11 protein-coding genes are annotated in these 14632 nt (G+C 67.1%); 6 read left to right on the top strand and 5 right to left on the bottom strand.

Features of this window, described 5'->3' with window-relative positions; translation table 11 throughout:
• Window positions 1-1093 precede the first annotated feature (1093 nt).
• Both AADI75_RS14610 and repC read left to right on the top strand, forming a co-directional pair.
• The gene (locus AADI75_RS14610) at window positions 1094-2014 is read left to right on the top strand and encodes a replication initiator protein A (protein WP_341209736.1); all 921 of its coding nucleotides are present in this window, start codon (window positions 1094-1096) and stop codon (window positions 2012-2014) included.
• A gap of 601 nt (window positions 2015-2615) precedes the next feature.
• Window positions 2616-3860, top strand: coding sequence for a plasmid replication protein RepC (repC, locus tag AADI75_RS14605; RefSeq protein WP_341209735.1), 1245 nt, complete (start codon window positions 2616-2618; stop codon window positions 3858-3860).
• Here the strand turns inward: repC and AADI75_RS14600 are convergent.
• Complete coding sequence (locus AADI75_RS14600) at window positions 3840-5135, bottom strand: O-antigen ligase family protein (RefSeq protein WP_341209734.1); 1296 nt, start codon at window positions 5133-5135, stop codon at window positions 3840-3842. The two genes, repC and AADI75_RS14600, sit on opposite strands and share 21 nt — an antisense overlap.
• A gap of 155 nt (window positions 5136-5290) precedes the next feature.
• Between AADI75_RS14600 and parA the strand changes: the two genes are divergently transcribed.
• The gene (parA, locus tag AADI75_RS14595) at window positions 5291-5947 is read left to right on the top strand and encodes a ParA family partition ATPase (protein WP_341209733.1); all 657 of its coding nucleotides are present in this window, start codon (window positions 5291-5293) and stop codon (window positions 5945-5947) included.
• Between the two features lie 86 nt (window positions 5948-6033).
• Complete coding sequence (locus AADI75_RS14590) at window positions 6034-6261, top strand: ribbon-helix-helix domain-containing protein (RefSeq protein WP_341209737.1); 228 nt, start codon at window positions 6034-6036, stop codon at window positions 6259-6261.
• A 342-nt stretch (window positions 6262-6603) separates the two neighbouring features.
• Here the strand turns inward: AADI75_RS14590 and AADI75_RS14585 are convergent, their stop codons facing one another.
• Window positions 6604-7263, bottom strand: coding sequence for a PEPxxWA-CTERM sorting domain-containing protein (locus AADI75_RS14585; RefSeq protein WP_341209732.1), 660 nt, complete (start codon window positions 7261-7263; stop codon window positions 6604-6606).
• A 166-nt stretch (window positions 7264-7429) separates the two neighbouring features.
• Here AADI75_RS14585 and AADI75_RS14580 point away from each other — a divergent pair, with 166 nt between their 5' ends.
• On the top strand, window positions 7430-10153 hold the full coding sequence (locus tag AADI75_RS14580; protein WP_341209731.1) for an endonuclease/exonuclease/phosphatase: 2724 nt from the start codon (window positions 7430-7432) through the stop codon (window positions 10151-10153).
• Between the two features lie 44 nt (window positions 10154-10197).
• Window positions 10198-10422, top strand: coding sequence for a hypothetical protein (locus tag AADI75_RS14575; RefSeq protein WP_341209730.1), 225 nt, complete (start codon window positions 10198-10200; stop codon window positions 10420-10422).
• 8 nt (window positions 10423-10430) lie between these two features.
• Here the strand turns inward: AADI75_RS14575 and AADI75_RS14570 are convergent, their stop codons facing one another.
• The 3 genes from AADI75_RS14570 to AADI75_RS14560 all read right to left on the bottom strand — a co-directional run bounded on the left by AADI75_RS14570 (window position 10431) and on the right by AADI75_RS14560 (window position 14586).
• Window positions 10431-11444 carry a hypothetical protein gene (locus tag AADI75_RS14570; RefSeq protein ID WP_341209729.1) on the bottom strand — a complete coding sequence of 338 codons (1014 nt, stop codon included), beginning with the start codon at window positions 11442-11444 and terminating at the stop codon, window positions 10431-10433.
• A 200-nt stretch (window positions 11445-11644) separates the two neighbouring features.
• The gene (locus AADI75_RS14565) at window positions 11645-12676 is read right to left on the bottom strand and encodes a phytase (RefSeq protein ID WP_341209728.1); all 1032 of its coding nucleotides are present in this window, start codon (window positions 12674-12676) and stop codon (window positions 11645-11647) included.
• Window positions 12673-14586 (bottom strand): TonB-dependent receptor, encoded by a 1914-nt coding sequence (locus tag AADI75_RS14560; RefSeq protein WP_341209727.1) that lies wholly within the window; start codon window positions 14584-14586, stop codon window positions 12673-12675. Before AADI75_RS14560 ends, AADI75_RS14565 begins: the two co-directional genes overlap by 4 nt.
• Window positions 14587-14632: the final 46 nt, after the last annotated feature.

The following is a 14632-nucleotide window of genomic DNA, read 5'->3' as shown; positions in this document are numbered from 1 at the left end:
TCCGCGCGACGTTAATCATAGGGACGCAGGCCCGCCCTCGGCCACCCGGCCGGCCCCCCCCCTGTGCCGCGCCGCCCCCCCCCGCCCCCCCCGGGGGGGGGGGGGGGCGGCGAACGCAAACCGCCGCGTCAGCTGCGCCTCCGCGTGAACCCACCTTCTTCAGCCTCTCGCCAGACACTGCCAGATCGATCAGCCTCAAGGCTCGTTCTTGGAGGCCCCTCCCCTCCGCTATCCGGCGATCGACGTCGACACGCCGACATGACGACACGCCGACATCTCCTTCCGCCCTCCCACCGGTCGTCATTGCGAGCGTAGCGAAGCAATCCAGGGCGTCCGGGTTCGGCGCTGGACTGCTTCACACTGTCGATCCCATATGCCCTATCGACGGCTATGCATGTCGACAGTCCGACACACCGACGACAATACAGGTCTTTCAGACAACGGGGCAATGAAGCGTGTTTCCGGTCCACCGGATGATTGGATGCGCGCGCAGCGACCGCCCGCCTTGTCGATGTGTCGAAATGTCGACATCGCCGCTGCAATGTCTTCCGGCGCCGCGCTGCGGCGACGCTTGGACCCGCTGCACCTCGCTACGGCGACATTGCGAGCCAGTATGGTTTAAATGTGTCGACACATTGATACGTCGACACATCGACACATCCCCTTTTCTCCGTGGGCGGCACCGCCCTGGCTGGCCCGCGTTTCGGGCTGCCGCTGTGATCGACGTGTCGGTGTGTCGACATGTCGCGCCCACTTTCGTCATTGCGAACGTAGCGAAGCAATCCAGAGCGTCCTGGTCCGGCACTGGATTGCTTCGCTACGCTCGCAATGACAGCTTAAGCGTCAATTCCCCGACATGTAGACTATTCGACGTGCCGACACGTCGACACTGCCTGCGCTATACCGCGTTTTGCGCCACCTTCGCCAACATCCGCCCGAACCGCGCCGTCCGCTGGCGTTTGACACGCCCGCCCGCGCCCCGGTAAATCCGCCCCATGCGCACGCCACCCCCCGCGACGCTCCGCATGGCGGGGCAGGGGTTTTCCGCCCGAAAGCACGAACGTGTCCGGCGCACGCGCACGGAGCCGCACCCATGACCAAGGTCATCCCGCCACAGGGCGATCTGTTCCGGCTCGACAGTCCGCTGCTCGGCGATATCCAGGGCGAGCGCACCGTCGCCGAATTCCCGTTCTTCGCGCTCACCAAGCGCGCGCAGATGGAGCCGATGACCTTCGAGAGCGAGGCGGCGCGGATCGAGATCAACCCCAGCAAGACCGGGGTGGCGACGATCTACGACAAGGAAATCCTGCTCTATATCGCCAGCATCATGGTCGGGCGGCTGGAGGCGGGGGAGACGGTCGACCGCACGCTCAGCTTCACCGCCAACGATCTGTTCCGGATGACCGGCACCAACGCCTCGGCGCGGTCGTACAGCGCGCTCAAGGCGTCGCTGGCGCGGCTGCAGGGCACGCAGATCATCACCAATATCGAAACGGGTGGGGAGGGGTCCGACAGCGCCTTCTCGTGGCTGCTCAAGGCCGACATCAAATATACCAAGCTTCCCAATGGCGAGCGGCGCGTGAAGCATGTCGAGGTGATGCTGTGCGACTGGCTGCACCGCGCGATCCTCACCGATCGCCGCATCGCGGCCTATCACGACGATTTCTTCAAGCTCGGCCCGATCGAGCGGCGATTGTACGAGCTGGCGAAGTTCAATTGCGTCGACGGCGCGCGCTTCGAGATCGACGCGGTCGAGCTGGCGGGCAGGGTAGGGTGCTCGCTCGAACCGCGGTCGCTGGAGAATTTCCGCCGCACGCTGCGCGAGGTGGTGCGCAACCAGTCGATCCCCGAATATCTGCTCGCGCTCACCGACCACAAGGAGGCGGGGCCGAATGGCGGGCGGCCGCGGCTGACGACGATGGTCACGATCACGCACGACGAAAAGCTCCAGTTCGTCGGCCCGCCCGCGCCCGTGCCCCCGCGCGGTGCGCTGAACGCCCCCGACGCCGACTGACGCTGTCCGTCGGGGCAGGGCAAGGGTTTTCCGCTTGAAAGCACGAACCACCCTGACGGTTTTCCGCGCCAAAGCACGAGCGCGCGCCCGACGCCGGTTTGCGGCCCTTCTGCGTCCGATTTGGGTCTTCGACGCCCGGATTTCGCTCCGCACAAAGTGATTCGCGGCCGACGCCGGCGCAAAGGAAGCGTTGCGGGGGTCTTTTCCGCCCGAAAGCACGAACGATCGCAGGTCAGGGCGGCGTGATCCTGTTCGTACCACGCGTGGTTTCCCGCCCGAAAGCACGAGGATTCGTCCGGTTTTCCGCCCGAAAGCACGAATATTCGCGCTTTCCTACATCGGGACCGCCCGCCACAAAGATGAGGAGGAGGCGGATGCGCGATCGCACCGCCGATGGGGAAATTGGCTGTGAGCACATAAACGAATGCCCGGCACGAAGGCCGGGCACCCGAGATTGCTATATGGCAGCGTCGCCAAACGCTGACCGGTCCTAACGAACGACCTTCCATCTAGCGGTTTACGAACTCCGGTTCAAGGGAGCGCGCTTCGCGCCACGCTCTGTTTTTGCCTGCTGACGGCCCCTTGCGTGAGGGGACGAACGATGACCTGTACCCAGACGGCCTTTACCGGGGCCACGGGGGCGCGGCCGATCACCGCGTGGTCGCGCCGGCTGGTGCGCGATCTGGAAGCGCGCGCGCCCGCCGCGGGCGCGGTCGAGCGCAACCGGCTGTATCCGGTGCTCGACGGCGCGAAGGTGGGGCTGGGGCTGGGGACGCCCGCGCTCGAGACGCTCAAGCATCTGATCGGCTTCACCCGCCCCGATGACTGGAAGGAGGGGAGGACGCCGCTCGCCTGGCCGAGCAATTACACGCTCGCCGAACTCGCCGGGGTCACCGAAAGCGCGATCAAGGCGCGGCTGCGCCAGTTGCGCGCGCTCGGGCTGGTCGCCGCACACGACAGCGCGCATGGTCGCCGCACCGGGCGCCGCGACGCCTCGGGGGCGATCACCTCGGCCTATGGGCTCGATCTGTCGCCGCTCCGTATCCGCTTCGCCGAACTCGCCGCGCTTGCCGAGGCGCAGACAGCGCAGTCGCGGTTGTTCAAGGAAGGCCGGCTGGCGATCGCGCGGACGCGGCGGCTGGTCGGGCAGGTGCTCGCGCAGGCTGCCGATCTGCGGCTGACCGGCGCGCACTGGCTGGCGTTGCAGGAGGCGATCGACGAGATCGCCGATGAGGCTGCGGCGGCTCGGCGCGCGCAGGACAGCCAGACCTATCAGGCAACGCTCGATCGGTTGCCGGCACTCGAACAGATGATTGGTGCCACGATTGACACCTATATGTTCCCTACAGAAAGTAACGCGTCGGGGTCAAAAACTGCACCCGCCATACATATACAAACCAAATCCTCTTCTGCAGACTCTGTAACAGGCCTGCGAAAGCGTAGTTGTGATCCGACGCGTTCCGCTCCTCCCGCGGCGTCGGCCCCGGTGTCGCCGTCCAGAAGCGTGTTCAAGGCACGGCCCGCGGATCTGCTCGCAATATTTCCGGGTGCGGCGATGTACGTCACGACGCCGCGACCCGGCTGGCCCGACCTTCACGCCGCCGCAGCGCGGCTCCGCCACGATCTCGGCATCCGGACCGACACCTGGGTCGATGCGGTCGAGCGGTTGGGACGCGACGGCGCGGCGATCGCGATGTTCATCACCGCCGAACGTCAGGCGCGCGGCGACATCCGCGTCACCACCGGCGCCTATTTCGCGGGCATGCTGGCGAAGGCGCGCGCTAATCAGCTCGATCTGGGCAAGAGCCTGTGGGGGTTCCGCGGTTCAGGCGGGGTGGTGCAGTGATGCTCCGGACCGCTCGCGCTCGGCGAACAGCACCGCGAAGCCGACCGCGATCATCATGATGAAGCGCGGATAATGGAGCATCCCTTCGAGCAAGCTCATGAACAGCAGCGAATAGAGCATCCCGGTCAGCGGCAGCAGCCGGGCGTCGTCGATGCCCGTCCTGTGCGTCGCGACGATCGCGCGCCCGAGCAGCCACAACCCGCCCGCCGCACCGACGACGCCCCACGAGATCAGGAATTGCAGCACGACATTGTGCGGCTGCGTGTGCGTCCAGCCGACATAGACTTCCCAGAAGGTCGACCCCGAACCCCAGCCGAACAGCGGCGCATCGAGCCATCGCGCGAAGGTTGCCTGCCACAAGTCGAGCCGCTGGCCGGTTACCGCATTGGCGCTCTGCGCATCACCGGTCGCATAGAGATAGAAGTCTCCGTTATCAGGCAACAACGGCAACGCGAGCGCCAGCGCAAGCACGCTCAGCGCCGTGACCCGCATCATGTGCGCACGCGTCGGCCAGCGACGCAGACTGACGAGCGCGATCGTGGCGACTACGGCCAGCGCCAGCACCGCCGCGCGCGTCCCCGACCAGCAGGTCAGTCCAGCCGCGAACAGATAGGCTAGCGACAGCGCACGCTGATCCTCTTCCTCGCCATACAGCAGCTCCAGCATCAGCCCCGCGGCGATCGCACCGGTCCATGATCCGAAATGCCGCACGTTGATGAAGCCGGGCAGCGCCGAGCCCCATTCGATCACCCCGCCCGGCACGCTCGCCGCGGGCGGGGGCAGCTGGAACCGCCACACCGTTAGCACCGCCAGCGCGACCAGCCCGAGCGTCAGCCAGCGGAACAGTGCGGGGATGTCGGCTTGCGCCGCGCCACGCGCAAGAAAGTGGATCGCGGCGCAGAAGCGCAGATGGACCAGCGTGATCAGCGACATCAGCACGGAATCGAACGGATGGTGCGAACGAAATACGCTGCCGATCGTCAGCCCGGTCGCGAGCAGCCCGAATGCCAGCTTTACGTCGCGTGGCAATTCCTGCCACAGCGCCGCGTCGCGATAGCCGCGCCGCACCGCGATCTGAATTGTAAACAGCTCGGCGACGACGAACGGCAATTCGAGCAGCCGCGTCCACTCCGCCCAGCCCGGATCGACCCGGTGGATATAGGTCGGGTAGAGCAGTGCCGCGAGCACCGGCATCGCGACGCCCAGCACGATCCCGAGCCAGTCGTACAGCGTCCAGCGGGTCATCGTCGCGTTGATCGTCGCCGCCTGGGTCATGCACCTGCCATATCGTCGCCGCCCGCCTGCGAGCCGCCTCACACTTGCTGTACGATGTAGGGTTTGGCGAATGGTTAACGGGTCGCCACAAAATCCATGCTGTCGACGCCCATTCATGTTGCCATGTCGACACCACGACATGTAGGAATAGCGCTATGCCTACGATCGCGATCATCAGCCAGAAGGGCGGGGCGGGGAAGACGACGCTCGCGCTGCACCTCGCCGCCGCGGCGCAGGATGCGGGCGCGGTGTCGCTCATCATCGATACCGATCCGCAGGCTACCGCCAGCCAATGGGCCGCGTGGCGACAGGACGCCCCCCCCGAGGTGATCGACAGCCCGCCGCCCCGGCTTGCCGCCAAGGTGAAGCAGGCCGGCGAGCAGGGCGCGCAGGTGATCGTCATCGACACCCCGCCGCACGCCGACAGCGCGGCGCGCGCGGCGGTCGAGGTCGCCGATCTGGTGCTGATCCCGTGCCGCCCCAGCGCGTTCGATCTCGCCGCGATCCAGACCAGCGCCAAGCTGGTGCAATTGCTCCGCAAGCCCGCGTTCGTCGTGTTCAGCGCTGGCAGCCCCAACGCGCCGCGCGTCTATGCCGAGGCGGGCGAGCTGGTCGAAAGCTACGGCACCCCGGCGTGCCCGGTGCTGCTCCCCGACCGCGCCGCCTTCCGCCACGCCAGCGCCGAGGGACGCACCGTCATGGAAGCCGAGCCGAACGGCCGCGCCGCGCAGGACGTGCGCGACCTGTACAAATGGGTGTGTCGACAGCTCGACATGCCCGCCCCCCGTTTCCGCAAGAAGGTCGCCGCATGAGCCGCAAGCCCAGTTTCGCCAATCTGCGCGGCACCGCGACTCCGGCCCCGGCCGCAGCACCCGCCCCGCGCGTCAGGGCGACCCCCATGCCAGCGCCGGTCGCCGCACCTGCGCCGCTTCCCGAGCCCGCCCCCGTCTCGACGCGTCCGGTCAGCCGCGAGGGCCGCAAGCAGATCGCGGGCTTCTTCTCGCCCGACATGTCGCTGGCGATGCACATGCTCGCGCGACGGCAGGGCCGCAGCCTTCAGGCGTTGATGGCCGAGGCGTTCAACGACGTGCTGCGCAAACACGGCGAAAGCCCGATCGGCGACTGAACGCGGCGCGGGCAGGGGCGTTGACCGGGTGTACAGCCGGAGCATGACGATGACCGACCCCGACGATCTTCCCGCCGACGACGAACAGCCGGCCGATCTGCCCGATGACGAGGCCGAGGACCTGGGTGACTTCGCCTGAAGACGCCCCACCCCGATGTCCGTCGCCCGGACTTGCTCCGGGACTCCGCCTCTACTCGACGCGCACTGTTCTTCATGCCCCACGCGGTACATCTCCGCGTCGTCCGCGCTGCCGCGAGATCAACTCTTATCCTGAGTATAGCCCGGAGGTCGATATCGATCGCTCCGGGATAAAGGGGAGCCACACCGGCTCCCCTCCCAATCTCATACCAGTTGGCGCGCCACCCGCACGCCGCGCCCGCGGCGCAGCGCATAACCGACCGCGCCGAAGCCGAGCAGCAGCATCGCCCAGGTCGCCGGTTCGGGCACTGCGCCGCCGGTCGCGCCGCTGCTGGTGAAGCGGAAGTTCGCGTCGCAGATGCCGGTGGTGCAATTGCTGTTCGCGTTGAACGCCGGCTTGGTCGTCAGCAGCTGCCCGCCTGCATAGCCGTCGGCGGTCGCACTCGCTGCCGGACCGTAGACCAGCCCGAGCCGGTCGGTCGTCGCGCTCACTACCGCGGTATAGGTCCCGCCGTCGGTCAGCGTGAGGCCACCGAGATCGAAATCATACCAGAAGTTCTGACGCGCCGCGCCCGCGGCCGGCGTGCCGGTCACCTGCTTGAGCACCGTAGCGCTCAGGCTGTCGCCGTCCAGCAGCGAGAAGGTCAGCGCGGCATTGGTCTGCGCGGTGCTGATCGTCTGGAACTGGAAGCCGAATTTGTCGAGCGCGGTGCCGACCATCGTGAACGACTGGCCGACCGGGCCGTATTGGAAGATGCTCGTCCCGCGTGATCCGCCGGCATCCTGCACCACCGTCGCCGCCTGCGCCGGCGCCGTCATCACCCCAGCCGCGGCCAGCGCCGCCGCCATCATCATCCGCTTCATGATCCGCAACCCCCTGTTAATCTTCGTAAACGCCGCGGCATCTATCAGTGCGATGTTGCAGTCGCGCGACACGGTGAAAGTGTCGCAAGTCCCTGATCTGCAACCCGACTGTCATGATGACTGAGTAGGCCGCTCACGAACGAAACGGGTTAACGGGGGTCGTCAGATGAGCACGAACTATTGGAAGCTGGGCACCGGCGATCTGGTCCAGGACTGGAGCGACGCGTCGCTGATCACCAAGGACGACGACTGGAGCCGCGTCCCCAGCATCATGGGCTTCCGCGGCGACGATCTGACGACGCGCACCGGCACCGATCCGCGTACCATCACCGGCACCAGCGACGTCGTCGACGTGATCGCGAACCAGACCAGCACCGGGATCACCAACGGCGGCGTCGCCGAGTTCCAGATCGCCAATCCGGTCGTCGCGCTCCAAGGGTCGGGCACCGCCGACGCGCCGTACCTGGCCTTCTATCTCGACGCGACCGGGCGCAGCGACGTGCACTTCACCGCCACGGTCCGCGATATCGACGGGACGTCGGACAATGCGACCCAGCAGGTCGCGGTCCAGTATCGGCTCAACGACACCGCGGCGTGGGTTGACTTGCCGTCCGCCTATATCGCCGATGCGACCAGCGGCGGCACCGCGACGCAGGAAAGCACGATCGACGTGACGCTGCCCGAGGCCGCGAACGGCGTCGCGACGCTGCAGGTGCGCGTGATGACCACTAACGCCGCGAGCAACGACGAATGGATCGGGATCGACGACATTCGCGTCACCAGCAACGGCGCGGGCGCGCCGCAGCCGGGCGCGCTGTCGATCGCCGACGCCACCACGACCGAGGGCAACAGCGGCACGCACGACATCGCCTTCACCGTCTCGCGGGTCGGCGGCAGCAGCGGCGCGGTCGCGGCGGACTGGAGCGTGACGCTCCCCGGCGGCGCCGACGGCGCGAACGCGAGCGACTTCGCGGCTGGCACGGTCTTCTCGGGCAAGGTGCAGTTCGCCGACGGCCAGACCAGCGCGACAATCCGCCTGCCGGTGGTCGGCGATACCGTGCTGGAGGGCAACGAAACCTTCTCGGTCGCGCTGTCGGGCGCGACCGGCGGCGCGACGCTCGACCGCGCGATCGCGACCGGCACGATCGTCAACGACGACATCGGCTATCGCACGATCGGCGCGATCCAGGGGACCGAGGCGAAGTCGGCGTTCGAGGGGCAGCAGGTGCTCACCACCGGCGTCGTCACTGCGATCGACAGCAACGGCTTCTACATCCAGGATTATGGCGACGGCGACGCGCGCACCTCGGACGCGATCTTCGTCTTCACCTCGTCGGCACCGCAGGACGTGTTCATCGGCGATACGCTGACGATCGAGGGCCGCGTCAGCGAATATCGCGCCGGCACCGGCGGGCTGACGGTGACGCAGCTCAATCCGACATCGATCAGCGTCGACAGCTTCGGCGATGCGCTGCCCGACGCGGTGCTGGTAGGCAAGGGCGGGCTGACGATCCCGACCGAGAAGATCACCGATGGCATCGCCTTCTGGGAAGCGCTGGAGGGGATGCGCGTCACGCTCGACGCGCCGCATGTCGTATCGAACACCACCGACGATCAATGGCGCGAAACCGATGTCGTCGTCTCGGGTGGCGAAGGCGCGACCGGCATCAACGCGCGCGGCGGAATCACGATCTCGCCCGGCGACTACAACCCCGAGAAGATCCAGCTGCAGGCCGATCGCGCGGTGTTCGACGGTTTCGACCCCAAGTACAGCATCGGCGACCAGCTCTCGAGCGTGACCGGCGTCGTCAATTACGCCAACGCCACCTATGAAGTGATCGTCACCGAGGCGGTCAGCGTCACCAAGGACGTGACGCTCGCCAAGGAAGTCTCGGCGCTCACGGGCGATGCGACGCACCTGTCGATCGCGACCTATAACGTCGAGAATCTCGATACCAGCGACGGCAAATTCGACGTGCTCGCCAGCAACATCGTCTACAACCTGCGCGCGCCCGACATCGTCGCGCTCCAGGAAATCCAGGACGCCGACGGCGCGGGTACCGGCAGCAACCTGTCGGGGCAGAAGACCGCGCAGGGGCTGATCGACGCGATCGCCGCGATCAACGGCGGTCGCTATGCTTATATCGAGATCGCACCGGCCGTCGCGGGGTCGACCGGCGGTGAGCCGGGCGGCAACATCCGCAACGGTTATCTCTACAACCTCGATCGCGTCGGTTATGTCGATGGCAGCGCGACGCTGATCACCGGTGACGCCTACGCCAACAGCCGCAAGCCGCTCGCCGCGACTTGGGACTTCCACGGCGAGCAGCTGACGACGGTCAACGTCCACTTCACCTCGCGCGGCGGCAGCGATCCGTTGTGGGGCGCCAACCAGCCGCCGTTCGACGCCGGCGATACGCAGCGCACCGCACAGGCCGCGGGGGTGAAGGCGTGGGTCAACGACAAGCTGGCCGCCGATCCGTCGCTCAACGTCGCGATCATGGGGGACTGGAACGGCTTCTATTTCGAACAGGCGCAGACCCAGCTGACCGACGCGGCGCAGGGCGGGAAGTTCACCAACCTGAACTCGCTGCTGCCCGAGGAGGAGCGCTACAGCTACATGTTCCAGGGCAATGCGCAGGCGCTCGACAACATGCTGGTGACCGGCGGGCTGCTGAACGGCGCGTCGTTCGACGCGGTGCACCTCAATGCGGAATTCGGCGGCGATCGTCCGACCGATCACGATCCGCAGCTTGCGCTGCTCCAGCTCGGTCGCGACGCGGCGCCAGCGGTGCTGGCGACCGACGTGTGGAGCGACGACGTCAGCCACGGTTATCACAGTGCCGAGTATCTGCGCTTCGGCGGCATGGAGCATCTGCACATCGCGTGAGGCGATGTGGGGACGCCGGGGCAGGGGCGTGTGCCACTGTCCCGGTGCCCGGCACCCGCTTCGACGGACGCCCCGCCGCGGACCGCGGCGCGAATGCCGATCGTGGCCACACGCCGGCGGTCACCGCGGTGTCGCCGACGCACTATCGCTGCACGTTCGTGATCGCCGGCTCGTCCTACGTCCGCGGTATCAATACGCTCGCGGCGGATCGCAGGTCGTTCACCGAAGTGAGCTGGCTGGTCGCAAGGCCCGCCAAAAAGGGCGGTTGACGCTGTGGCTATTGCGGCGACGGTGCCGGTGTCACTGCCGTTCGTTGCGCCATATGCGCACGTGCCGCTTCGCTCATCGCTTCGGTTCCGGTCAGGTCGACGACATGCACCGTCAGATTGCCCATGCGCTGGCGCAGGCGCGATCCGGGCGGGATGCCGACGGTGCCGCGTACCGTAAAGCGATCGATGCGATAGAGCCCCGGCTGCGCATCGGGCAGGCGCATCGGGGCATAACGGCGCCCGTTGACATTCCGCACGATGCCCGGCTTCCACTGCCCCAGCCCGTTGGTACGCAGCATTTCGACATTGTCGACATGCCCGTCGGCACGGATCCAATATCCGACATCGGCAAAGCGGATCGCGCCGTCGCTCAACGATGTCAACGTGGCGTCGCGTGGGGGTGGATTCACGTCGTCGATCGGCGGGGCGTACAGCAACACCGGTTGCGTAACCACGCTCTGGCGAAGGCGCTCCGCCAGCGCATCGACCGCGGCCTCGTCGCCCTTGCGGATGGCGATGCGGGTTCGCACGATTTCGCGCATTTGTCTCATCATCGGAAGGCGCGGCCCGGCCAGCGTCACCGCTTCGTCCGCAAACCGCATCGCCTCGCGATCGCGCTGCCTGGCGAGCGCCAGCCACGCGCGCCGGAACGCCGCAGCCGCGCCCAGTCCGGACTGCCCGTTCGCGACGGCGAGCCGCTGGATTTTGGCGTAGATGCCGTCACCTAAGACCGGCTGTCCCAGCCCGACCATGTCGTCGGCGAAGTGGATTTCCTCGATCATCGTGGCGACATTCGCCTCCCCGAGCTTCTCGCGGAGCAGCACGACGTTGTTACGCGCCGCGGTCTTCCACAATTGCGTATCCCCCTCATGCTCTGCGACCGTCGCGAGCGTTGCGTAGAGACTCGACACCGGGCCCGGCAGTTCGGCGGCGTGGCGTTTGTTGCGGGCGATCGCGCGTTGCAGCGTGCGGCGCGCGTCGGTGTAGCGGCCGTCGGCGAATTGTTCGACCGACGCCTGCAACGATGCCTCAACCTCTTGCGCGGGCGGGCAATTCCGCGCGAGGCAGGCCGCGAGTTCCTTTTCCGCGCGGTGGCCGACGACGATGACGTCCTTCGGCTCCGCGGGGGGTGGAAGGAGCGGCGACTTGCGCCAGCAGAAGCAGCAGCGGACCCGTCATACCCGCAAGGCTCCGCCTTCACCCACCCCATGTCAAGCGCGGTTTACCGCCGTTTCAGCGCCTTCAACACCTTGGTCCAGCTCACATATTTGAAGTTCTGCGTGTCGGGCGCGTTGTCGCCGTCCTGCGCGACGAACAGCCCGGCGGGATAGTCGGGGCCGAAATCGCCGAGCGCCAGTTCGATGCCGTCGGTATCGCTGGTACCGTCGATGGTGCCACCACCGATCCGAAAATACCCCGCAAACGTGACGTCCGGTAGCCGGTAGAGTGTGTATTTGTTGTCGCCCTGGCTGGAAACGACGAGAAATCCGCCGCTCCGTCCACGCGGCGCGAGCGCGAGCCCCTCGGCATCGGCGACCAGCGTCTTGCCATCGACCTGCGTGACCGGCGTGGCGGTGGTCGGCGCATCCGGATCGGCGGCGAAGCGCCAGATCCCGACGTCTTCCTCCGCGACGTACAACAGGCCGGTGCGATCGTCGGCGACGCAGCCCTCGGCCTGGGTCGTGAGCTTCATCGAGCGGACGGTGGTGACGCGCGGCGCTGCGGCGGCGAGGTCGATCGCGACCTGATCGATGCGGCCGTCCTTCATCACCACGAAGCCGAACAACGCGCCGTCGCGCGTGCGCCGCCACAGGCACATGCCGTACGCCTCGCCCGCGCCCGACGGATAGCGGCCGAGCGGGACCAACGTGGCGCGCGCGGTGTCGAGCGTGAACAGCGCGACATGCCCGTGCGCGAGATCGGCGCGGTCGCTGGCGGCGACGATCACCCGCGCGCCGAGATCGCGCAGGTCGACGTTGTTGAGCCGTGCGAAGGGCGTGAACGACCGGCGCTTGCCCGTCAGGTCGTAGACGTGGATGCCCGCCTGCTTGTCGGTGCCGATCACGAGGCTCTTCGCGGGATCGCGGGGATTGCGCCAGATCGCGGGATCGTCCGCGGCATCCGCGGCGGTGTCGACCGGATCGGTCTCCGCGGTCGCGGCGACGGTCGGCGCGGTGTCGGGAGTCGGCGGCGTGACCGGCGTCGCGGTCGCGCACCCCGCCAGCAGCAGCGCGAAGGGGAGCGAACGCCTCACAGCTTCACCCGCACGCCGCCGAAGATCGTGTAGCCGAACTTCTCATATTCGTAGACGCGCTGGCGTTCGCCGAAATAGCGCACCCCCGCCGAATTGGTGAGGTTCTTGCCCTCGACGAACAGGTTGATCTCCTTGGTGAGCTGGACGCTGCCGGTCGCGTCGAGCTGCCCGCGGCCCTCCCAATAGAGATCGAGCGCCGGCAGATCGGCGTTGATCTCGTCGAGATAGTCGCTGCGCTTGGTATAGGCGGCGCGCAGGTTCACCGGGCCACGTTCGTAGAACAGGCTGGCGTTCCACATATGCGTCGACTGGCCGGGCAGGCGGAAGCGCGTGCGCCCGCCGAACGCGGTGTCGAAGCGCGCGTCGCCCGCGGTGTAGGTGTAATTGGCGAACACGCCGAACCCGCCCAGCGCGCCGGGCAGGAACGACAATTGCTGCTGCCAATTGACCTCGACGCCGTAGAGCTTGCCCTCGCGCGCGTTGACCGGGCGGCTGAGCACCGCGCCCGCCACGCCGTTGTACGTGCCGAAGCCGGTGACGGTGTAGCGATAGTCGCTGAGGTCCTTGTAGAACGCGTTGACCGCGATCACGCCCAGCGGGCGGATGTAATATTCGACGCCGGCGTCGACATTGTTCGACAGCGTCGGGCGCAGCGTCGGATTGCCGAGTTCGACGCGCACCGTATTGCCCTCGGTCGTCTCGAGCACGCGCGGGGCGATCTGCGGGAAGTTCGGGCGGTTGATCGCGCGGGTCAGTGCGACGCGCCCGATCAGGTTCGGCGTGAACGCCTGGCGCAGCGTCAGATTGGGAAAGAAATCGGTGTAGCTGGTGTCGCCGCGCGCATTGCCGATCGTCCCGTCGCGCGCCACGGTCGGCGCCTCGCTGCGGAACGACGTCGCCTCGACGCGCAGCCCCGCGATCAGCGTCGTGGCGCCGAATTCGAACGTCCCCATCCCGAACAGCCCGAACAGCTTCTCGGTCGCGCGGTAATCGGCGGTCACCGATTGCGGCAGGCGGCGCTGTGCCGTGCCTTTGGTCGCGTCGAAATAGCTGTCGACCAGCCCGGTGTCGAACCGGTCGCCGAGATCATAGCCGAAGTTGCGCGAATCCTCGTCGGACAGCAATCCGGCGAGCGTCTGCGTCGGCGCGGCCGACGCGCGCTGGTCGCGCAGCCGTTCCTCGTCAGCGCGGATGTTGCGCGCGCGATACTTTCCTCCGGTCGACAGCGTCGCGGTGCCGCTGCCCAATGGCTGCGGAATGTCCATGCGGATCTGGGCGGTGAATTCGTCGTTCTTCGTGGTGTTGGTGCGATAGCTGTTCTCGCGGAACCCGTAGCGATCGAGCTGCAGATGCTCGTTCGAGGTGAACAGCGAGTAGCTCGGCAGATCGGTGTCGCGCCCGAAATCGTACGACAGCGTCGGGCGCAGCGTCGAGCGGAACACCAGCTCGTCGCGGCGCGGATAGGTCTGCGAGGTCTCGCTATACGCGACATCGGCGCGCACCTGTCCGTCGCCCAATTGCTGTTCGATGCCGCCGGTGACGGTCTTGATCTCGTTCACCTGCGTGCGGTGGCGCAGCGCCTTTTCGATCCGCGTCCTCGTCCAGGTCGCGGCGGTGTCGGTCGATCCGGCGGCCGGTGCGGCCTGATCGGCGTTCCAGGTGATGCCGATCCGGTCGCGATATTCGTTATCCTCGAACCGCGCATAGGTGCCGCGCACCCAAGTGCGCGTCGCGTCGGTGGGGCGCCATTCGAGCGCCGCGGTGCCCGCGATCCGCTCGCGCTTCGTCACGTAATCCTTGAACAGCGTCTCGGTGACGCGCAGCCCGGCGCTGGTCGGCGTCCAGCTGTTCTCGACATTGTCGGGCTGGCGATCGGTGCGCGAATAGGGGTCAGGACATAGAACGGGCACAGATATACGCTCTCATGACTGCCATCCGAGACGCTGGCCGAGTTTA

This window comes from uncultured Sphingomonas sp., from assembly GCF_964021865.1.
Lineage (GTDB): Bacteria > Pseudomonadota > Alphaproteobacteria > Sphingomonadales > Sphingomonadaceae > Sphingomonas.
Note: the sequence above shows the minus strand (reverse complement) of the source record. Positions and strands in the feature narration are given on the sequence as shown.

Bases quoted from the DNA above. Each gene is read 5' to 3' on its own strand.
- repC (WP_341209735.1), top strand. From the start codon at position 2,616: ATGACCTGTACCCAGACGGCCTTTACCGGGGCCACGGGGGCGCGGCCG.
- AADI75_RS14600 (WP_341209734.1), bottom strand. From the start codon at position 5,135: ATGACCCAGGCGGCGACGATCAACGCGACGATGACCCGCTGGACGCTG.
- parA (WP_341209733.1), top strand. From the start codon at position 5,291: ATGCCTACGATCGCGATCATCAGCCAGAAGGGCGGGGCGGGGAAGACG.
- AADI75_RS14590 (WP_341209737.1), top strand. From the start codon at position 6,034: ATGCCAGCGCCGGTCGCCGCACCTGCGCCGCTTCCCGAGCCCGCCCCC.
- AADI75_RS14610 (WP_341209736.1), top strand. From the start codon at position 1,094: ATGACCAAGGTCATCCCGCCACAGGGCGATCTGTTCCGGCTCGACAGT.
- AADI75_RS14585 (WP_341209732.1), bottom strand. From the start codon at position 7,263: ATGAAGCGGATGATGATGGCGGCGGCGCTGGCCGCGGCTGGGGTGATG.
- AADI75_RS14580 (WP_341209731.1), top strand. From the start codon at position 7,430: ATGAGCACGAACTATTGGAAGCTGGGCACCGGCGATCTGGTCCAGGAC.